The following is a 20,197-nucleotide window of genomic DNA, read 5'->3' on the forward strand; positions in this document are numbered from 1 at the left end:
AACATCGCAGAAATGTCTGCTCTTGGCCGAAAACTGACCACTCCAAACGGTCAATGAGCCGGTTCGGCCGTACGCTTGTATGGTGGGTTATTAGCAGGGAAGCAGTCTTGGAACTCCTTGTAGATGCCTGCCATCATCCCTGTCTCCGGCGGTACACCACTAAGGATCAAAAGCAGATTGCCTGCGATTCCGAGCAGACCATTCGAGTGCTGGATCTCTGCTAAAACCAGCTCTGGCGGAAACCCCCTTCCGTGACGATTAACTGCATGGATGCCTCCATGCACGTAGGAACTCAAAGGTCTCCAAGAGTAATGCTTAAACTCCTTTAGGTGTGCTACCGGAGCGTGCGGAGCTTTCACCTCAATCTCTTCCAACATTTGGCTGAGCATAGGGATTTTGCTTGCCTGCTTTGCCGTCTCATGTGTGAGCTCAGCAAGCATTAAATCCGCCTGACCATCCTTGGCTACATAAAGCACCCACAGTGCGCGAACTAGTGATTCGTACTGTACTCGCAGCAATGCTGCAGCAGAGGTGTACAGCCCTGCTGCCACCAGATGCTTCAGGCCCCGGGCGTGCTCAAATCCTAGACTAGCTAGAGCTTGGGTTGCCTGCAGGCGACTGGAGGCATTGACCAAGGGCAGGGCGAAAAAGCCGACAAGCCTGTCCTCAAGCATGGCCGACCGTGCCAGTAATTCATCGAAGTGCATACAGATGCCCAAGTCAGAGCAGAGTCATGTAGCCAAGGATTCTATCGACACCGGGCAATGACCGCATCTGGCCGATTCCGGCCTGCTACTACCTGGAACTCCCAGCCAAAAGTGGCATCGTGTGTCTCAAAAGCTGGGACGATTCACTACCTGCAGCCATAAACCTATGACGTAGTGGCAGGTTCGGCTCTGGTCGAGGCTTGTTAAGGAGCCGACATCTGCTGTTAGCTGGGCAGCCAATGCCGATGAGCCCGTTGGCCCTAGGTCACGCCGCGGATGCGATTCATTTCTGTTAGACCCGGTATTTCTACCTCTCCCTGGTGATACCCTCACACATCGGTGTCTAGGGGTTGACTTAATGGATAAGGACCGGTTGTATCTACTGCTATGCGCGGCCCAGCCACGCGTATTGGGACCTGTCGCCGGGGCTGGACTTCGAAACCAAGCTGATCGCCAAGACCAACGCCGCCGAGGTGCTTGAGCAGCAACTGTCGAAACCGGGCTACACCTGCGCGCCGATCAACCTGGGCTCCAACACCGACCCGTACCAGCCCATCGAGCGCGAGTACAAGATCACCCGGCAAATCCTCGAAGTGCTGCTGCGCTACCGTCATCCGGTGACGATCATTACCAAGGGCTCGCTGATCCTGCGGGACCTCGACCTGCTGACCGAGCTGGCGCAGCAGCGGCTGGTGGCGGTGATGATCAGCCTCACCAGCCTGGACGATGAACTCAAGCGCATCCTCGAACCGCGCACGGCTGCGCCCAAGGCCCGGCTGCGGGCGATCCGGGTGATGCGTGAGGCGGGGATCCCGGTGGGCGTGCTGTGTTCGCCGATGATCCCGATGATCAACGACAGCGAGCTGGAAAGCCTGCTGGCCGAAGCTCATGCCGCGGGGGCACAGAGCGCGGCGTACATGATGCTGCGTTTGCCTCTGGAGGTGGCGCCGCTGTTTGAGGAATGGCTGGCGGCCCATTACCCGCAGCGCGCGGCCCATGTGATGAGCCTGGTGCGGCAGGTGCGCGGCGGTGAGGTCTACGACAGCCGCTTCGGTGTACGCATGCGTGGCGAAGGGCCGTTTGCCGATTTGCTGGCGCAACGTTTCGCCAAGGCGATCAAACGATTGGGGCTCAACCGGCGGGAAGGGTTTAATCTGGATTGCACGGCGTTTTGTCCGCCGGGCAGACAGATGGCATTATTGTAAACTGCTGGATAAGCGTACTTTTCTGTAGGAGTAGTCGCGTTTTGATATCACTGAAAGCCCCGATCTAGAGCGGCTCATTCAGTTTGAGTTAAGTTTCGGCGGGTACCTTGTTCATCGAGTGACTAATGAGTCGGCGTTTCAGTTCGGGCGCCGGCCGCACTGGAAAACTCCCCTGCTCCAACCAAGAGGATGAATTATGAGTGACAAGGATAAACAGCCGTTGGCTGCGTCGGCTTCAGCCCCTCACGAGGCGGAATCCGCCGATGCAGCGCTGCAGCACATCGTTGAAGGCTTTTTGCATTTCCATAACGAGATCTTCCCCCAGCAGGAAGAGCTCTTCAAAAAACTCGCCACGGCCCAGAGCCCGCGGGCGATGTTCATTACCTGCGCCGACTCGCGCATCGTTCCCGAGCTGATCACCCATAGCTCCCCTGGGGATTTGTTCGTGACCCGTAACGTCGGTAACGTCGTGCCGCCTTATGGGCAGATGAACGGCGGTGTTTCAACGGCTATCGAGTACGCGGTACTGGCCCTTGGTGTGCAGCACATCATCATTTGCGGCCACTCCGACTGCGGCGCCATGCGCGCGGTGCTCAACCCCCAAAGCCTGGAAAAAATGCCCACGGTAAAGGCCTGGCTGCGCCACGCCGAGGTCGCCAAGACCATGGTCCAGGACAACTGCGATTGCGCCAACGAACACGAAAGCATGCACGTGCTGACCGAAGAAAACGTGATCGCCCAACTGCAGCACCTGCGCACTCATCCCTCCGTGGCCTCGCGCATGGCCAACGGGCATTTGTTTATCCATGGCTGGGTCTACGACATCGAGACCAGCGAAATCAGGGCCTACGATGCGGATCAGGCAGCGTTCCTGCCCTTGAACGGTACCCAGCCGATTCCATCCGCGACGCCTAAAGCGCGCTTCTAAAACAATCCCCTGTCGGGTAATGCGATGGCTGCCATTCGAGCAGCCAGGCCTTGCCACGCCCGGCGAATGCCTCGGGAGAGTCATTATGCGTGCTGCTCAATTGAAAGCTGTGCTGCCACGGGAGCTGCTGGCTTCCGTGGTTGTGTTTCTGGTCGCCCTGCCGCTGTGCATGGGGATCGCCATCGCGTCCGGAATGCCTCCGGCCAAAGGCTTGATCACCGGCATCATCGGTGGCCTGGTGGTCGGTTGGCTGGCGGGGTCGCCGTTGCAAGTCAGCGGTCCGGCGGCAGGTTTGGCGGTGTTGGTGTTCGAACTGGTTCGCCAGCATGGCATGGCCATGCTCGGGCCGATCCTGTTGCTGGCGGGCTTCCTGCAATTGGTGGCCGGGCGTTTGCGCCTGGGCTGCTGGTTCCGCGTGACTGCGCCTGCAGTGGTGTACGGGATGCTGGCAGGGATCGGGGTGCTGATTGTCCTGTCGCAAGCACACGTGATGCTCGACGGTGTGCCAAAGCCCTCGGGGCTGGATAACCTCGCCGGCTTCCCTGCGGCACTGATCCAGGCGATCCCCACATTGGGCGGCGGGCTCGGCTGGCAGGCCGGTTTGCTCGGGCTGTCGACGATTATGGTGATGTGGCTGTGGGACAAGTTCCGCCCGCAAAAGCTGCGCTTCGTCCCCGGCGCCCTGCTCGGCGTGGGTTTGGCGACAGTCACCAGCCTGGTGCTGGCGTTGCAGGTCAAGCGGGTGGAGGTGCCGGAAAATCTCGCGGATGCCATCGATTGGCTGCGCCCCAGCGACCTGCTGAACCTGGCGGATCCCAATCTGTTGATCGCGGCCTTCGCCGTGGCATTTATCGCCAGCGCTGAAACGCTGCTTTCGGCGGCGGCAGTCGACCGTATGCACAGTGGCCAGCGTTCCGACTTCGACAAGGAATTGTCGGCACAAGGCGTGGGCAACATGCTGTGTGGCCTGGTCGGCGCCCTGCCGATGACCGGTGTGATCGTGCGCAGTTCGGCCAACGTCCAGGCCGGCGCTACCACGCGTTTGTCGGCGATGTTCCACGGCTTGTGGCTGCTGGCGTTCGTGCTGTTGCTGTCCAGTGTGCTGCAAAGCATTCCGGTGGCAAGCCTGGCGGGTGTGCTGGTGTACACCGGGATCAAGCTCGTGGACATGAAGGCGTTTCGTGGCCTGGCGCGCTACGGGCGAATGCCGATGTTTACCTACGCGGCGACGGCGCTGGCGATCATCTTTACCGACCTGCTGACGGGTGTGTTGGTGGGCTTCGGGTTGACGCTGGTGAAGCTGGCGTTCAAGGCCTCACGCTTGAAGATAAGCCTGATCGACCTGCCGCAGGAGGGCGAGATGGAGCTGCGATTGACGGGGGCCGGGACCTTTCTCAAGGTGCCTGCATTGACCCAGGTGCTGTCGACGGTACCCGCCGGGACCATCTTGCATGTGCCGCTCAGTAACCTGAGTTATATCGACCACTCCTGCCTTGAGCTATTGGAGGAATGGGGTCGGGCCAATGCGGCCAAGGGCTCGAAGCTGATGATCGAGGCGCGGGGGTTGAAGCGCAGGTTGGAGGGACGGGTAAGAACGACGACCGGAATAGGCTCGGCGCCGTCTGTTGGCTGACGAAACCGGATCAAAATGTGGGAGCGGGCTTGCTCGCGAAGGCGCAGTGTCAGTCACTGAATGTGTTTCTGATACACCGCTTTCGCGAGCAAGCCCGCTCCCACATTGGATCTTTGCAAGCCGGCAAATCTAAGCTGGCTGGTCCAGCTCAAGACCCACGCCCAACTGCCGCGACAGGCACGGCCAGCGCTTCCACGCCGCTTCCGTGTCCGGGCTCTTGAGCTTGTCGCGGTAGGCTTCGACCGACTCCAGCGCAAAACTCTCTTCGTTAAGCATCTCATCCACCGCGTGGTGCACCGCCTCATCCAGCTGATTGGCAAACGCCTCGCCGATCAATTGGTGCGCAATCACGTTCGCCACAGTGGTATCCAGCGGAATCAACGGCTGGCCGAAGTGCTTGATATACAGATCGTTGACCTCTTCCACCAGGCGATGCGCCAGGTAAGCCTCATCCAGCAAACCGTCCAGGCCTTCATGCCCGGCCAGGATCGCCGGCGGCTGCAGGAAGAAATGCTCGGCGATTTTCAGCACCGGTTTGATCTGGCTTTCAATACCGGCTTCGCGGGCAACATCGTTGGCCGCGTCCAGCAGATCGGGGACCTGGTCGATGTAGGCGCTTACAAAACGCGTCATCACGCCCTTGGCGTCGACGTCAGGCACGGAAATCGCCGGGTGCAGGTGCGGTAACTGGACTTCCAGCTGCTGAGCAAGCTGGCCAGTGCTGGATTCGTGTTGATGGGCACGGGAAATCTGCTCGCGCAATGCGGCGGTGTTCATGAAAGCTCCAGTGATGCAGGCGTAGGAAATAGGGAGAGCATAAGGTAGCTCGTTTATACGAGAGCCTAAGACGCATTTGTCATAATTATTTCATGGTTATGCGCTGGCGTTATATCAAATTGCCATCGTTCGTCGGATAACGCGCGCCACCGGTCCTGTTGTGTGGTCCGTTTCCTCATTTTCGTTCATTTGCCCGATCACATTGCGGGGTGGCGGTCGCTGTCTATACTCGATTTTGTACGCAATTAGCTGATGACGCCCGACTGCATGAGCAGGCAAGGCCTGGCGGTTGTAAGCAGTATGGAAGCCGCTCCCTTGGCCGCAGGTGCAAACCGGCGGGATAACAAGAATGATAAGGGGAACCCGCAATGACGCGACATCCACATGTTTGGATGGGCCTCCTGTTGTGGTCAGTATTCGGCCAGGCGCAAGCCGCCTGGACAACGAATATGGCGCCAGGGGCCACTGAAGTCAGTCACGCCGTGTTTGACCTGCACATGACCATTTTCTGGATTTGTGTGGCGATTGGCATCGTCGTGTTTGGCGCGATGTTCTGGTCGATGATCGTTCACCGGCGCTCCACGGGACAGGTGGCAGCCAAGTTCCACGAGAGTACGACGGTGGAGATTCTCTGGACCGTGGTGCCCTTGCTGATCCTGGTGGCGATGGCCATTCCGGCCACCAAGACGCTGATCAACATCTACGACAGCACTGAGTCGGATATCGATATCCAGGTCACCGGCTACCAGTGGAAGTGGCATTACAAATACCTGGGCCAGGATGTCGAGTTCTTCAGCAACCTGGCCACGCCCGCCGAGCAGATCCATAACCAGGCCGTCAAAGGCGAGCATTACCTGTTGGAAGTCGACCAGCCGCTGGTGCTGCCGGTGGGCGCCAAAGTGCGTTTCCTGGTGACCGCTGCGGACGTGATTCACTCCTGGTGGGTGCCGGCGTTTGCGGTGAAGCGTGATGCGATTCCCGGCTTCGTCAACGAGGCCTGGACCCGCATCGAAAAGCCCGGCATCTATCGCGGCCAGTGCGCTGAACTGTGCGGCAAGGACCACGGCTTCATGCCCATCGTGGTGGAGGTCAAATCCAAGGCCGACTACGACACCTGGCTCGGCGAGCGTAAGGAAGAGGCGGCCAAGCTCAAGGAGCTGACCTCCAAGGAATGGACCCTGGATGAGCTGGTGGCCCGTGGCGACAAGATCTACCACACCACCTGCGTCGCCTGTCACCAGGCCGAAGGCCAGGGCCTGCCGCCGATGTTCCCGGCGCTCAAGGGCTCGCCGATTGCCACCGGGCCCAAGGAAGACCACCTGCACCGCGTGTACTTCGGCAAGCCCGGCACCGCCATGGCGGCGTTCGGCAAGCAACTGTCGGAAGTCGATATCGCGGCGGTCGTGACCTATGAACGTAACGCCTGGGGCAACAACAAAGGCGACATGGTCACACCTAAAGACGTGCTGGCTCTGAAACAGGCGGAAAGCAAATGACTTCCTTCATTGCATATTCCCTGAACCGTCCCGCCCACTCGTTCGCAGGAGAAAGGCCATGAGCGCTGTGATCGATGACCACGGTCATGCCGGTGACCACGCTCACGGCCCCGCCAAGGGCCTGATGCGTTGGGTACTGACCACCAACCACAAAGACATCGGCACGATGTACCTGTGGTTCAGCTTCTGCATGTTCCTGCTTGGTGGCTCGTTTGCCATGGTGATCCGTGCCGAGCTGTTCCAGCCGGGTTTGCAGATCGTCGAGCCGGCGTTCTTCAATCAGATGACCACCATGCACGGCCTGGTGATGGTGTTCGGTGCGGTGATGCCAGCGTTTGTCGGCCTGGCCAACTGGATGATCCCTTTGATGATCGGCGCGCCCGACATGGCCCTGCCGCGCATGAACAACTTCAGTTTCTGGCTGTTGCCGGCGGCGTTCCTGATGCTGGTTTCCACCCTGTTCATGCCCGGCGGCGGGCCGAACTTCGGCTGGACCTTCTACGCCCCGCTCTCCACCACCTACGCGCCGGAAAGCGTGACGTTCTTCATCTTCGCGATCCACTTGATGGGCATCAGTTCGATCATGGGCGCGATCAACGTCATCGCCACCATCCTCAACCTGCGCGCTCCCGGCATGACGTTGATGAAAATGCCGCTGTTCGTCTGGACCTGGCTGATCACAGCCTTCCTGCTGATCGCGGTGATGCCGGTACTGGCGGGCTGCGTGACCATGATGCTGATGGACATCCACTTCGGCACCAGCTTCTTCAGTGCCGCCGGTGGTGGTGACCCCGTGCTGTTCCAGCATGTGTTCTGGTTCTTCGGCCACCCCGAGGTGTACATCATGATCCTGCCGGCGTTCGGTGCCGTCAGCTCGATCATCCCGACCTTCTCGCGCAAGCCGCTGTTCGGCTACACCTCGATGGTGTACGCCACGGCGAGCATCGCGTTCCTGTCGTTCATCGTGTGGGCGCACCACATGTTCGTGGTGGGCATCCCGCTGGTGGGCGAGCTGTTCTTCATGTACGCCACGCTGCTGATCGCGGTGCCCACGGGCGTGAAAGTGTTCAACTGGGTCAGCACCATGTGGCAAGGCTCGCTGACCTTCGAGACGCCGATGCTGTTCGCGGTGGCCTTCGTGATTCTGTTCACCATCGGCGGTTTCTCCGGGCTGATGCTGGCCATCGCCCCGGCGGACTTCCAGTACCACGACACCTACTTCGTGGTGGCGCACTTCCATTACGTACTGGTGCCTGGGGCGATCTTCGGGATCTTCGCCTCGGCCTACTACTGGCTGCCGAAATGGACCGGCCACATGTACGACGAAACCCTGGGCAAGCTGCACTTCTGGCTGTCGTTCGTGGGGATGAACATGGCGTTCTTCCCGATGCACTTCGTAGGGCTTGCCGGCATGCCGCGTCGGGTGCCGGACTACAACCTGCAGTTCGCCGACTTCAACATGGTCTCTTCCATCGGTGCCTTCACCTTTGGCGCGACGCAGATCTTCTTCCTGTTCATCGTCATCAAGTGCATCCGTGGCGGCCCGCCTGCGCCGGCCAAGCCGTGGGATGGCGCCGAAGGGCTGGAGTGGAGCATTCCTTCGCCCGCGCCGTACCACACCTTCACCACGCCACCGGAGGTCAAATGAACACCTCCCTATCCTGTGGGAGCTGGCTTGCCTGCGATGGCATCACTTCGGTGTACCTGAAAGACCGAGTTGCCAGCATCGCAGGCAAGCCAGCTCCCACAGAAAGGCCATTCGCAGAACATTCATTCGCAGGTGGCCGCCATGCTTGAGTCCGTGCCTATCAAGCGCCTGGTCACGCGCCTGCTGATCCTGGTGGTGGCGATGTTCGCCTTCGGCTTTGCCCTGGTGCCGATCTACGACGTGATGTGCAAGGCGTTCGGCATCAACGGCAAGACCGCCGGGCAGTACGAAGGCGAGCAGGTGGTGGACCCGACGCGGCAGGTGCGGGTGCAGTTCCTGTCCACCAATGCCATCGATATGGTCTGGGAATTTCACTCCAAGGCCGACGAGGTGGTGGTCAATCCCGGCGCAGTCACCGAGATGCTGTTCGTGGCCTACAACCCCACCGACAAGCCGATGACCGCCCAGGCGGTGCCGAGCATTTCGCCGGCCGAGGCGGCGATGTACTTCCACAAGACCGAGTGTTTTTGCTTCACCCAGCAAGTGCTACAGCCAGGTCAGCGCATAGAGATGCCGGTGCGCTTCATTGTCGACCGCGACATGCCCAAGGATGTGAAGCATTTGACCCTGGCGTACACGCTGTTCGATATCACCGCGCGCCAACCGCCCGTGGCTGTCCATACCGGCGGCTAGGCGTTGCTTGCGGGCTCGATTAGGAGAACGAATACATGTCGACTCATGATACGTACTACGTACCAGCGCAAAGCAAGTGGCCCATAATTGCTACGTTGGGGATGCTGATCACGGTGTTCGGATTGGCGACCTGGTTCAACGATTTGAAGGCCGCACGCCCGGAATCCCACGGCCCGCTGATATTTTTCGTCGGTGGCCTGCTGCTGGCCTACATGATGTTTGGCTGGTTCGGCGCGGTGATCAAGGAAAGTCGCGCCGGTTTGTACAGTTCGCAGATGGACCGCTCCTTTCGCTGGGGCATGACCTGGTTCATCTTTTCCGAAGTGATGTTCTTCATCGCTTTTTTCGGTGCGCTGTTTTATGTGCGGCACATGTCGGCGCCGTGGCTGGCGGGCGAAGGCCACAAGGGCATCGCGCACATGCTGTGGCCGAACTTCGAATTTGCCTGGCCGCTGCTGAACAATCCCGACCCGAAAATGTTTCCGGCGCCCAAGGGCACCATCAGCCCGTGGGGCTTGCCGCTGATCAACACGATCTTGCTGGTCAGCTCCAGCGTGACCATCACTATCGCCCACCATGCCTTGCGCAAAGGCCATCGCGGCGCACTGAAGATCTGGCTGGCGATCACCGTGTTGCTGGGTTGGGCGTTTCTCGGGTTCCAGGCCGAGGAATACATCCATGCCTATAAGGAGTTGGGCCTGACCCTGGGTTCCGGCGTGTACGGCGCGACCTTCTTCATGCTCACCGGCTTCCACGGTGCCCACGTGACCATCGGCACGATCATTTTGTTTGTGATGCTGATGCGCATCCTGAAAGGGCATTTCAACAACGAACACCAGTTCGGGTTCGAGGCGGCCAGTTGGTATTGGCACTTTGTGGACGTGGTGTGGATCGGGCTGTTTTTCTTCGTTTACGTGCTTTGAGGTGTTTCACCAGGGCGCATGAGATACCAGCTGGCCGCTGAAGAAACCCCAGGTGATCAACCCCAGGGTGATCACGGCCAGCACCACACGCACGGTCAAGGCAGTGACGAGGCGGTTGGAGTTGCCCTCGTCCTTGACCAGGAAGAACAAGCCACTGAACAGGCTCACGACGGTAGCAATCAGCATCAGGGCAATGGCTGCTTTGAGCATGGTGGGCTCCGGGGCTCTTTTTTGGAGGGGGCGAGCAATGAGATTCAGTATAGCCAGCGCAGCACCGACCTCTGCGGCAATGCCATGAAACCCTTTCGCCCCGGTATTGCGCCGACGCTGGTGGTACTCGTGCTGCTGCCGTTACTGGTATTTCTCGGCTTTTGGCAGCTGTCTCGCGGTCACGAAAAACAGGCGCTGCTGGACACTTACGCCGAGCGCCGCGCTGCCGAGCCCATGAGCAGTACGCAACTGCAGGCCACCGAAGATCCGGCGTTCCGTCGTGTGCATTTGCGCGGGCAGTTCGATGCCGAGCACAGCGTGTTGCTGGATAACCGCTTTCGCGACGGCAAGGTCGGTGTGGAGCTACTGCAACCTTTCCATGATCAGGCCAGCGGCGAGTGGCTGTTGCTCAATCGTGGCTGGCTGCCCTGGCCGGACCGCCGTGCACCGCCGGTTTTCACCACTCCCGAACAACTGTTGAATCTCGACGCCTGGGTCTATGTGGCGCCTGGCGAGACCTTCCAGTTGCATGCCGATCCGGCGGGCGCACAGTGGCCACGATTGTTGACCGCACTGCATCCCGCAGCGCTGTGGACCGAGTTGGGCCGCAGCGGATTCGCCTATGAAGTGCGGGCTGAAGCGGGCCCTGGCACTTTCGAAACCAACTGGCCCGTGGTCGCCATGGGCCCGGAAAAACACCTGGGCTATGCCGTGCAGTGGTTCGCCATGGCGGTGGCGCTGTTCGGCCTTTACCTCTACCTCGGATGGCACAACACAAAAAAGGAGAAGCGCCATGGGAGCGGCCATGAATCCACTCAACATGTCTGACACGCCGGCAGCGCCCAATCGGCGCAAGGGCCGCTGGCAACTGATCCTGATCCTGCTGATGGTGGTCGGCCCGATGGTGCTCGCCACCTTTATGTACAAATTGCAGTTCTGGGTGCCGGACAGCCGCAGCTACCACGGCGAGATGATCGGCAATGGCCAGACCCGTGCCGACATTGGCGTGCAGGCTGACGAAGACCGCTGGCAACTGCTGGTCACCGCGCCCACCGCCTGCGCCGCCGACTGCCAGCAACTGGTGTACCTCGCACGCCAACTCCAGATCGGCCTGGGCCGTGATGCCTCCCGCGCCAGCCACGCCCTGGCCAGTGCGCAGCCGGTCAGCACCGCGTATGACGCCAAACTCAAGGCCGAATACCCGCAACTGCAACGCTATTCCCTGGACCTGTCGACCTTCAACAAAGACGCCGCCGCCCAAGGCAGCGGCGATGCCCAGCTGTGGATCGTCGACCCCCACGGCAACCTGGTGCTGCGCTACGACGCCCGGGTCAAGGGCAAGGACCTGCTCAACGACCTGCGCCTGCTGCTGAAACTGTCGAACATCGGATAAGGACACCGTCATGGCCAAACCTGGATTTCGCCTCGCGCTGTTTGCCACCCTGCTGGCCCTGATCGTGGTGCTGCTGGGCGCCTATACCCGCCTCACCCACGCGGGTCTCGGTTGCCCGGACTGGCCGGGTTGCTATGGCTTTATCAGCGTGCCGAAAAGCGAAGCCCAGCTGGCCCATGCCGAACTGCATTACCCGGACACTCCGGTCGAGGCGGACAAGGGCTGGAACGAGATGACCCACCGTTACTTCGCCGGCACCCTCGGGCTGTTGATCGTGCTGCTGGCGGCGCGCGCCTGGACCCATCGGCATCATCCGGGCCAGCCGTTGAAGCTGCCGTTGTTCCTGTTGGCGGTGGTGTTCGCCCAGGCAGCGTTTGGCATGTGGACGGTGACGCTGAAGCTCTGGCCGCAAGTGGTCACCGGGCATTTATTGGGCGGGTTTGCGACGTTGAGCCTGCTGTTCTTGCTGACGCTGCGATTGTCCGGCGTATTGCCGGCGCTGATTGTGCCCAGGCGTTTGCAGTATTGGGCCACGGCCGGGCTGGTGCTGGTGATCGGCCAGATCGCGCTGGGTGGATGGGTCAGCTCCAACTACGCAGCCGTGGCGTGTATCGACCTGCCGACCTGTCACGGGCAATGGTGGCCGGCGGCGGATTTCGCCAATGGCTTTCACCTGACCCAGCATATCGGCCCCAATTACCTCGGCGGGCAACTGGACAGTGATGCGCGCACGGCGATTCACCTCACCCACCGGATTGGCGCGCTGCTGGTCACTGTCGTGTTGCTGGGCCTGGCCTGGCAGCTCAAGGTGGTCGGCATGACCCGCCTGGCGGGCCTGTTGCTGATCGCCCTGGCGGCGCAACTCTGCCTGGGCCTGAGTAACGTGTACTTCCACCTGCCGCTGCCGGTTGCGGTCGCGCATAACGCCGGCGGCGCGGCGTTGCTGCTGACGCTGGTGCTGGTCAATTACCACGCCCGCACCAGCCTGGTTCGGGTGCGACATCAGTTGCCGTTCGGCTGGCGCTTCAGCCCGCGTAAACACGTGTCGGGCCTCATGACCATTAAAGGAGAGATGCCATGGCGACCTTGATCAGCGAGCGTCACAGCCAGGCGATCTGGCGTGACTATCTGGAGCTGACCAAGCCAAAAGTGGTGGTGCTGATGCTCATCACCTCGCTGGTGGGCATGTTCCTCGCCACCCGCGCCGGGGTGCCGTGGCCGGTGCTGATTTTCGGCAACCTGGGGATCGCGCTGTGTGCCGGCGGCGCGGCGGCGGTCAACCATGTGGTGGACCGGCGCATCGATGCGCTGATGGCGCGTACCCATAAGCGCCCGCTGGCGGAAGGGCGCGTATCGCCTGTGGCGGCGCTTGTTTTTGCGATGGTGCTGGCGGTGGCCGGGCTGGCGCTGTTGCTGGCGTTTACCAATCCGCTGGCCGCCTGGCTGACCCTGGCTTCCCTGTTGGGCTACGCCGTGATCTACACCGGTTTTCTCAAGCGTGCGACGCCGCAGAACATCGTCATCGGTGGGCTGGCCGGCGCCGCGCCGCCGTTGCTGGGTTGGGTTGCCGTCACTGGCCACGTCAGCGCCGAGCCGTTGCTGCTGGTGCTGATCATCTTCGCCTGGACCCCGCCGCACTTCTGGGCCCTGGCGATTCACCGCAAGGAGGAATACGCCAAGGCCGACATCCCGATGCTGCCCGTGACTCACGGCGAGCACTACACCAAGGTGCATATCCTGCTCTACACCTTCGCCTTGCTGGCGGTCAGCCTGATGCCCTATGTCATCCACATGAGCGGCATGCTGTACCTGGTGTGCGCACTGGTTCTGGGCGGGCGCTTTCTGCAATGGGCCTGGGTGCTGTACCGTGGCAGTCGGCCGCACGCGGCGATCAACACCTTCAAGTACTCTATCTGGTACTTGTTCGCGCTGTTTATCGCCCTGCTCGTAGACCATTACCTATTGTTGAACCTATGACTCGAACTCAAAAAACTGTCTTCATTCTGGTGGCCATTGTCGCGTTGATCATGGGCCTGACCGTCAACAAAGTCCTAAGTGGCAAAGGCCAGGGCGACCCGACGGCCTTGATCGATGCCGGCATCATCCTGCTGCCGCAAAGCCGCCAGTTGCCGCCGGTGACCATGACCAACCAGGACGGCCAGCCGGTGGTGGTCAACGAGCTGAAAGGCAAGTGGAGCGTGCTGTTCTTCGGCTACACCTTCTGCCCGGACATCTGTCCGACCACCCTCGCCCAGCTGCGGCAGATCAAGAGCGAGCTGCCCAAGGACGTTGTGGATAAGTTGCAGGTGATTTTGGTCAGCGTTGACCCGAACCGCGATACACCGGCGCAGCTCAAGCAGTACCTGGGCTACTTCGATCCACAGTTCGAGGGCCTGACCGGTGCGAGTGTGGACGATGTGCAGAAGGTTTCGAATGCGGTGAGCATTCCGTTTATTCCGGCAGACACCAGCAAGCCCAACTACACCGTCGACCACAGCGGCAACCTCGCGCTGATCGGGCCGGACGGCACCCAGCGCGGGTTTATCCGGGCGCCGTTGAACAACCAGAAGCTGGTAGCGCAGTTCCCGGGGTTGTTGCAGCGTAAATAAGCCTGCCGACCATTTTCTGAGCGACACAAATCAAATGTGGGAGCGGGCTTGCTCGCGAAGGCGGTGTGTCAGTCAACAGATGTATCGACTGAACCACCGCCTTCGCGAGCAAGCCCGCTCCCACATTGGTTTGGATCGTTCCCACGCTCTGCGTGGGAATGCCCCACTGGACGCTCTGCGTCCGCTTTTTCGATCGGGGTTTCGGCCTTGGATCAGAACGCCGGCAGGATCGCGCCTTTGTACTTCTCAAGAATGAACGCTTTCACTTCCGGGGTGTGCAGGGCTGCTACCAGCTTCTTCACCGCGTCCGAATCCTTGTTGTCTTCGCGGGTCACCAGGATGTTCACATAAGGCGAGTCGTTGCCTTCGATCACCAGTGCGTCCTTGGAGGGGTCCAGCTTGGCTTCCAGGGCGTAGTTGGTGTTGATCAGCGCCAGGTCGACCTGGGTCAGCACGCGCGGCAGGGTGGCGGCTTCCAGTTCGCGGAATTTCAGGCCTTTCGGGTTTTCAGTGATGTCCTTGATGGTCGACAGGATGTTGGTCGGGTCCTTCAGGGTGATCAGGTTGTGCTTGGCCAGCAGCAACAGCGCACGGCCGCCGTTGGTGGCGTCGTTCGGGATCACGACGTTGGCGCCGCTTGGCAGGTCTTCCAGCTTCTTGTACTTGCTGGAGTAGGCGCCCAGAGGCTCCAGGTGCACAGCGCCAACGCTCACCAGGTGAGTGCCCTTGGCTTTGTTGAACTCATCCAGGTACGGCTGGTGCTGGAAGAAGTTGGCGTCCAGGCGCTTTTCGGCTACCTGTACGTTTGGCTGAACGTAGTCGGTGAAGACTTTGACCTGCAGGTCCACGCCTTCCTTGGCCAGAGCCGGCTTCACGAATTCGAGGATTTCAGCGTGCGGCACCGGGGACGCGGCCACGGTGAGGGTTTCGGCGGCGTGGGCGGAGAACGCGGCAACGGCGGCGAAAGCAACCAGTAGTTTTTTCATTCAACAAGCTCCTTGTTCGGGAATTGGCCGGCTTAACGCCGGCAATAGCCGTTATTTTCGAGAAAAGTGCACCACCAGCTTGTCGCCGACGGTTTGCAGAATTTGTACCAGGATCAGCAGCAGCACCACGGTGACCACCATCACGTCGGTCTGGAAGCGCTGATAACCGAAGCGGATCGCCAAGTCACCCAGGCCACCGGCACCCACTACACCGGCCATGGCCGTGTAGGAAACCAGTGTAATCGCCGTCACCGTAATCGCCGCGAAGATGCCGGGGCGGGCTTCGGGCAGCAACGCGTTGGTAATGATCTGGCGAGTGGTCGCGCCCATGGCCTGGGTCGCTTCGATAATCCCGCGGTCCACTTCACGCAGCGCGGTTTCCACCAGGCGCGCAAAGAACGGCGTGGCACCCACCACCAGTGGCGGAATTGCACCGGCAACACCCAGCGAGGTGCCGGTGATCAGCACCGTGAACGGGATCATTACGATCAACAGGATAATGAACGGCAGCGAACGCAGGATGTTCACCACCAGCGACAACAGCGCATAAACATTCTTTTGCTCGAACAGCTGACGCGGGCTGCACAGGAACAGCAGCACGCCCAACGGCAAGCCCAGCAATACGGTGAACAGCAGCGAGCCGAACAGCATGGTCATGGTGTCGCCGGTGGCGAGCAGGATTTCCGACCAGTCGATGTTCGAGAAAAAGCTCAAGAGGATTTCCATTAGCGCAGCACCTCCATATGGACGTCTGCCGCGGTGAAGGCGGCGAAGGCGGCCTCCATGTCACCGCCGGTGACGGCGAGGGTCAGTTGCCCGTAGGGAATGTCTTTGATGCGGTCGATACGACCGGCGAGGATGCTGTAGTCCACACCCGTGTCGCGGGCGACGGTACCCAGCAGCGGCGCGTAGGTCGCTTCGCCCTGGAACGTCAGTCGCACGATGCGCCCCGGTACATGGGCGAAGTCATCACGCTGTTCGCCTTCGTCGACTTGCTCGGATTCCTGCACGAAGCGCTTGGTGGTCGGGTGCTTGGGGTGCAGGAATACGTCAGCGACGGTGCCTTGCTCGACGATCACGCCGGCGTCCATCACGGCCACGTGGTCGCACACGCGGCGGATCACGTCCATTTCATGGGTGATCAGCACGATGGTCAGCTTCAGCTCGCGGTTGATCTCGGCCAGCAGTTGCAGGACCGAGGCCGTGGTCTGCGGGTCGAGGGCGCTGGTGGCTTCGTCGCACAGCAGGATTTTCGGCTTGGTGGCCAGGGCGCGGGCGATGCCGACGCGCTGCTTCTGGCCGCCAGACAACTGCGCCGGGTACTTCTTGGCATGGTCGGACAGGCCGACCCGCGCCAGCAATTCGGCCACGCGCAGGTCGATTTCCTTGCGGGAAAGTTCGCCCGCGAGAGTCAGCGGCAGCGCCACGTTGTCGGCAACGGTCTTGGATGCCAGCAGGTTGAAGTGCTGGAAGATCATCCCGACCTGTTGCCGGAAACGGCGCAGGCCGTTGGCGTCGAGGGCGGTGACTTCTTCGCCATCGACCTTGATCTGGCCGCCGCTGGGTTGCTCCAGGCGGTTGATCAGACGCAGCAAAGTACTTTTTCCCGCACCGGAATGGCCGATCAGACCAAACACCTGGCCATTTTCGACGCGCAGGTTGGTGGGATGCAGTGCGGGGATATCCTTACCGGCGACCCGGTAGGTTTTATGGACGTTATGAAACTCGATCACGTAGCGAACCTTGTGGGGCGCATTAAAAAGGGATCAGCGGTTAGCCGGGCGCGCATTTTAGCCTGTCCGTATAGCGTTTCTTAGCATTTATTTCTCATCCGACCAGCGATTTGGCAATAACGCGATCAAAGGTCATAAAAAAGGAACGGTACAAAACCGTGTCAGTCACTACATAAGCAACTCGAAACTCCCAGGTGCCGTGCCTGGGGTTTTGCTCAAGAAGAGCCGGGGATCGCTCTGGCCTACGCAAACGAGGAGTTTTTGTCTGATGAGTACTAAAAAGCCAGTTACCCCGCCCAAGAGCGAACTTGCGGGCACCGACACTCTGGACCGTGGCAACACCAACGCCAAGCTGCAAAGCCTGGAAACATTCCGCTCCGACGCGACGGGCCAGGCACTGCGCACCAACCAGGGCGTGAAGGTTTCCGATAACCAGAACAGCTTGAAGGTCGGCTCCCGTGGCCCATCGCTGCTGGAAGACTTCATCATGCGTGAAAAAATCACGCACTTTGACCATGAGCGGATCCCGGAACGTATCGTTCATGCTCGGGGTACCGGTGCCCATGGTTATTTCCAGACCTACGAAAACCACTCGGCGCTGACCAAGGCCGGATTCCTGCGTAACCCCGAACACAAAACCCCGGTATTTGCGCGTTTCTCTACGGTGCAGGGCCCTCGCGGCTCGGGTGATACCGTGCGTGACGTGCGTGGCTTTGCCGTGAAGTTCTTCACCGATGAGGGCAACTTCGACCTGGTGGGTAACAACATGCCGGTGTTTTTCATTCAGGACGCGATCAAGTTTCCTGACTTCGTGCATGCGGTAAAACCTGAGCCCCACAACGAGATTCCTACCGGCGGCTCAGCCCACGATACGTTCTGGGATTTTGTCTCGCTGCAGCCGGAGTCGGCGCACATGGTGATCTGGGCCATGTCTGACCGGGCGATCCCGAAAAGCCTGCGAACCATGCAGGGTTTTGGCGTGCACACCTTCCGCCTGGTGAACGCCGAGGGCAAATCCAACTTCGTCAAATTCCACTGGCGGCCTACCGTCGGCACCTGCTCCCTGGTGTGGGACGAGGCGCAGAAGCTGGCGGGCAAAGACACGGACTTCCACCGTCGTGACCTGTGGGAATCCATTGAAAGTGGCGATTACCCGGAATGGGAATTGGGCGTGCAGATCATCGCCGAAGAAGACGAGCATAAGTTCGACTTCGATATTCTCGACCCGACCAAGCTGATCCCCGAAGAGCTGGTGCCGATCACGCCGTTGGGCAAGATGGTGCTCAACCGCAACCCGGACAACTACTTTGCCGAGACCGAGCAAGTGGCGTTCTGCCCGGGGCATATCGTGCCGGGCATCGACTTTTCCAATGACCCGCTGCTGCAAGGCCGTCTGTTTTCCTACACCGATACGCAGATCAGCCGACTCGGCGGGCCGAACTTTCACGAGTTGCCGATCAACCGTCCGGTAGCGCCGTTCCATAACGGCCAGCGCGATGCCATGCACCGCACCACCATCGACAAGGGCCGCGCGTCCTACGAGCCGAACTCGATTGATGGCGGCTGGCCGAAAGAAACTCCGCCTGCGGCGCAGGACGGTGGTTTTGAGACGTATCCGGAGCGTATTGATGCCCACAAGATCCGTGAGCGCAGCGAGTCGTTCGGTGATCACTTCTCCCAGGCGCGCCTGTTTTTCCGCAGCATGAGCAAGCACGAGCAGGAGCACATCATCGCCGCCTACAGCTTTGAACTGGGCAAGGTGGAGCGTGAGTTTATTCGCGCTCGCCAGGTGAACGAGATCCTCGCCAACATCGACTTGGAACTGGCCAAGCGTGTGGCGCAGAACCTGGGCTTGCCAGCACCGACTAAAGGTACGGTGCCAGAGCGCAAGACGTCTCCGGAACGCTCGCCAGCGTTGAGCCAGGCCAATTTGCTGTCGGGTGATATTAAGACCCGCAAGGTGGCGATTCTGGCGGCGAACGGTGTTGATGGTGCGGCGATTGATGCCTTGAAGAAGGCGCTTGAGGCTGCAGGTGCGCATGCGAAGTTGCTGGGGCCTACCTCGGCGCCGGTAACGACGGCGGATGGCAAGAGCCTGCCGGTGGATGCTTCCATGGAAGGCTTGCCTTCGGTGGCGTTCGATGCGGTGTTTGTGCCGGGTGGCGCCAAGTCGGTTCAGGCGTTGAGCGCTGATGGTGTGGCGTTGCATTACCTGCTGGAGGCCTACAAGCACTTGAAAGCAATTGCCCTGGCCGGTGAGGCGAAGCAGTTGCTGGATGTGCTGAAGCTTGAGGCGGATGCGGGCTTGATTGTGGGCGGCGACGCGAAGGTGTTTAAGGCGTTCTTTGCGGCGATTGCCCAGCATCGGGTCTGGGATCGGGAGCCGAAGGCTAAAGCTGTTCCGGCTTAAGGTATTGGTCGTTTGTTAGATCGCCTTCGCGAGCAAGCCCGCTCCCACATTTGACCGCATTCCAAAGTTGGAACTCGGTTAAATGTGGGAGCGGGCTTGCTCGCGAATGGCGTTATTCAGTCTTACGCGGAATCAGCACGACCTGCGCCGGAACCTTCTTCAGGATCTGCCGGTGAATCTTCAGGTCATACCCCGAATCGATGCGCTTCACCCGTTTGGTCAGCAACGTGGCCAGCCATGGGTAATCTTCGGTGCGCGGTGCCTGGATGCTCACATCGCACTGGTAATTCACCACATCGGTGGCGATCTCATCCAGTTGATGGCGCAGCGCCTCGATATCGGTGAGGTTCAGCGCAACCGTAGTGCTTGGCGCTGCCGGGTCGATGACCTTGGCCGGCGGCTTGGCTTCGGCGGCTTTCAGGGCGGCCTCGGCTTTGTCCAGCTCGACTTTACGGGCATGGGCGATCGCACTGTTGACGCCACCGGTCAGCGCCGGAGCCTTGGGCATCAATGCCCGTGCGCGGCTCAGGGCCGTCGCGGCAGCGTTGACATCACCCTTTTGCAGGACGATCTGGCTGCGCTGCAAATAGGCTTCGGCCAGTTGGCGCTGATAAGGCTCCAGCGCCGGATCGTTGGGCGACTGGGCCTGCAAGGCGGCCAGCTCGTCTTCGGCGGTGGCCAGTTCACTGCTGGCGAGGTTTTGCTCCAGCTGTGCGATGGCCGCAGCACGTGCGTCCGGCGCCTGGGGGGCGGCGGGCGGGGTGCTTTGGCAGGCGCCCAGCAGCAAGGAAAATGCGGCAAGGAGCAGATAACGGGCGTTGAACAGCTTCATTCCTGCGACTCTCT

The 20,197-nt window shown here is 60.4% G+C and carries 19 protein-coding genes and 1 pseudogene; 13 read left to right on the top strand and 7 right to left on the bottom strand.

Going from position 1 to position 20,197, the window contains the following annotated elements:
* Nucleotides 1-50 precede the first annotated feature (50 nt).
* On the bottom strand, nt 51-707 hold the full coding sequence (locus V6607_RS00380; RefSeq protein ID WP_058410394.1) for a hypothetical protein: 657 nt from the start codon (nt 705-707) through the stop codon (nt 51-53).
* Between the two features lie 371 nt (nt 708-1,078).
* Between V6607_RS00380 and V6607_RS00385 the strand changes: the two are divergent.
* The 3 genes and pseudogenes from V6607_RS00385 to V6607_RS00395 all read left to right on the top strand — a co-directional run.
* Nucleotides 1,079-1,912, top strand: a pseudogene (locus V6607_RS00385) (PA0069 family radical SAM protein); the annotation flags it as partial.
* Nucleotides 1,913-2,108: 196 nt separating this feature from the next.
* The gene (locus tag V6607_RS00390; RefSeq protein WP_003214859.1) at nt 2,109-2,840 is read left to right on the top strand and encodes a carbonic anhydrase; all 732 of its coding nucleotides are present in this window, start codon (nt 2,109-2,111) and stop codon (nt 2,838-2,840) included.
* An 85-nt stretch (nt 2,841-2,925) separates the two neighbouring features.
* On the top strand, nt 2,926-4,473 hold the full coding sequence (locus V6607_RS00395; protein WP_134325498.1) for a SulP family inorganic anion transporter: 1,548 nt from the start codon (nt 2,926-2,928) through the stop codon (nt 4,471-4,473).
* 129 nt (nt 4,474-4,602) lie between these two features.
* Here the strand turns inward: V6607_RS00395 and V6607_RS00400 are convergent, their stop codons facing one another.
* A complete protein-coding gene (locus tag V6607_RS00400) occupies nt 4,603-5,250 on the bottom strand; it encodes a hypothetical protein (protein ID WP_003214855.1) in 648 nt (215 codons plus the stop codon).
* 368 nt (nt 5,251-5,618) lie between these two features.
* Between V6607_RS00400 and coxB the strand changes: the two genes are divergently transcribed.
* From coxB to V6607_RS00420, 4 genes are all read left to right on the top strand, one after another.
* Complete coding sequence (gene coxB / locus V6607_RS00405; RefSeq protein ID WP_003214854.1) at nt 5,619-6,746, top strand: cytochrome c oxidase subunit II; 1,128 nt, start codon at nt 5,619-5,621, stop codon at nt 6,744-6,746.
* Between the two features lie 58 nt (nt 6,747-6,804).
* The gene (gene ctaD, locus V6607_RS00410; protein ID WP_003214853.1) at nt 6,805-8,394 is read left to right on the top strand and encodes a cytochrome c oxidase subunit I; all 1,590 of its coding nucleotides are present in this window, start codon (nt 6,805-6,807) and stop codon (nt 8,392-8,394) included.
* 141 nt (nt 8,395-8,535) lie between these two features.
* Nucleotides 8,536-9,087, top strand: a complete 552-nt coding sequence (locus V6607_RS00415) for a cytochrome c oxidase assembly protein (RefSeq protein WP_008439615.1) — start codon at nt 8,536-8,538, stop codon at nt 9,085-9,087.
* Nucleotides 9,088-9,122: 35 nt separating this feature from the next.
* On the top strand, nt 9,123-10,010 hold the full coding sequence (locus V6607_RS00420) for a cytochrome c oxidase subunit 3 (protein ID WP_003214849.1): 888 nt from the start codon (nt 9,123-9,125) through the stop codon (nt 10,008-10,010).
* Nucleotides 10,011-10,016: 6 nt separating this feature from the next.
* Here V6607_RS00420 and V6607_RS00425 read toward each other — a convergent pair whose 3' ends face one another.
* Nucleotides 10,017-10,220, bottom strand: a complete 204-nt coding sequence (locus V6607_RS00425) for a twin transmembrane helix small protein (protein ID WP_010168612.1) — start codon at nt 10,218-10,220, stop codon at nt 10,017-10,019.
* An 84-nt stretch (nt 10,221-10,304) separates the two neighbouring features.
* Between V6607_RS00425 and V6607_RS00430 the strand changes: the two genes are divergently transcribed.
* The 5 genes from V6607_RS00430 to V6607_RS00450 are packed head-to-tail and all read left to right on the top strand — an operon-like array spanning nt 10,305 to nt 14,222.
* Nucleotides 10,305-11,048 carry an SURF1 family protein gene (locus V6607_RS00430; RefSeq protein ID WP_102370206.1) on the top strand — a complete coding sequence of 248 codons (744 nt, stop codon included), beginning with the start codon at nt 10,305-10,307 and terminating at the stop codon, nt 11,046-11,048.
* Nucleotides 11,014-11,613, top strand: coding sequence for a hypothetical protein (locus V6607_RS00435; protein ID WP_023659276.1), 600 nt, complete (start codon nt 11,014-11,016; stop codon nt 11,611-11,613). Before V6607_RS00430 ends, V6607_RS00435 begins: the two co-directional genes overlap by 35 nt.
* 10 nt (nt 11,614-11,623) lie before the next feature.
* Nucleotides 11,624-12,703, top strand: a complete 1,080-nt coding sequence (locus tag V6607_RS00440; protein WP_008439624.1) for a COX15/CtaA family protein — start codon at nt 11,624-11,626, stop codon at nt 12,701-12,703.
* The gene (cyoE, locus tag V6607_RS00445) at nt 12,691-13,590 is read left to right on the top strand and encodes a heme o synthase (RefSeq protein WP_008439626.1); all 900 of its coding nucleotides are present in this window, start codon (nt 12,691-12,693) and stop codon (nt 13,588-13,590) included. Before V6607_RS00440 ends, cyoE begins: the two co-directional genes overlap by 13 nt.
* Nucleotides 13,587-14,222 carry an SCO family protein gene (locus V6607_RS00450; protein WP_008439627.1) on the top strand — a complete coding sequence of 212 codons (636 nt, stop codon included), beginning with the start codon at nt 13,587-13,589 and terminating at the stop codon, nt 14,220-14,222. Before cyoE ends, V6607_RS00450 begins: the two co-directional genes overlap by 4 nt.
* Before the next feature lie 212 nt (nt 14,223-14,434).
* Here V6607_RS00450 and V6607_RS00455 read toward each other — a convergent pair whose 3' ends face one another.
* Genes V6607_RS00455 through V6607_RS00465 form a run of 3 tightly spaced genes read right to left on the bottom strand, consistent with a single transcriptional unit; the run spans nt 14,435 to nt 16,941 of the window.
* Nucleotides 14,435-15,208, bottom strand: a complete 774-nt coding sequence (locus V6607_RS00455) for a MetQ/NlpA family ABC transporter substrate-binding protein (protein WP_003214835.1) — start codon at nt 15,206-15,208, stop codon at nt 14,435-14,437.
* 51 nt (nt 15,209-15,259) lie between these two features.
* Nucleotides 15,260-15,934 carry a methionine ABC transporter permease gene (locus V6607_RS00460; RefSeq protein ID WP_003214831.1) on the bottom strand — a complete coding sequence of 225 codons (675 nt, stop codon included), beginning with the start codon at nt 15,932-15,934 and terminating at the stop codon, nt 15,260-15,262.
* Nucleotides 15,934-16,941, bottom strand: coding sequence for a methionine ABC transporter ATP-binding protein (locus V6607_RS00465; protein WP_134325499.1), 1,008 nt, complete (start codon nt 16,939-16,941; stop codon nt 15,934-15,936). The genes V6607_RS00460 and V6607_RS00465 overlap by 1 nt, the downstream gene beginning before the upstream one ends.
* A 268-nt stretch (nt 16,942-17,209) precedes the next feature.
* Here V6607_RS00465 and katE point away from each other — a divergent pair, with 268 nt between their 5' ends.
* Complete coding sequence (gene katE, locus V6607_RS00470; RefSeq protein ID WP_134325500.1) at nt 17,210-19,351, top strand: catalase HPII; 2,142 nt, start codon at nt 17,210-17,212, stop codon at nt 19,349-19,351.
* A gap of 112 nt (nt 19,352-19,463) precedes the next feature.
* Here the strand turns inward: katE and V6607_RS00475 are convergent, their stop codons facing one another.
* Complete coding sequence (locus V6607_RS00475) at nt 19,464-20,183, bottom strand: PA5502 family lipoprotein (RefSeq protein ID WP_003214825.1); 720 nt, start codon at nt 20,181-20,183, stop codon at nt 19,464-19,466.
* Nucleotides 20,184-20,197: the final 14 nt, after the last annotated feature.

The sequence above is a fragment of the Pseudomonas sp. KK18 genome, assembly GCF_037094675.1.
In the GTDB taxonomy this organism is placed as follows: Bacteria; Pseudomonadota; Gammaproteobacteria; order Pseudomonadales; family Pseudomonadaceae; genus Aquipseudomonas.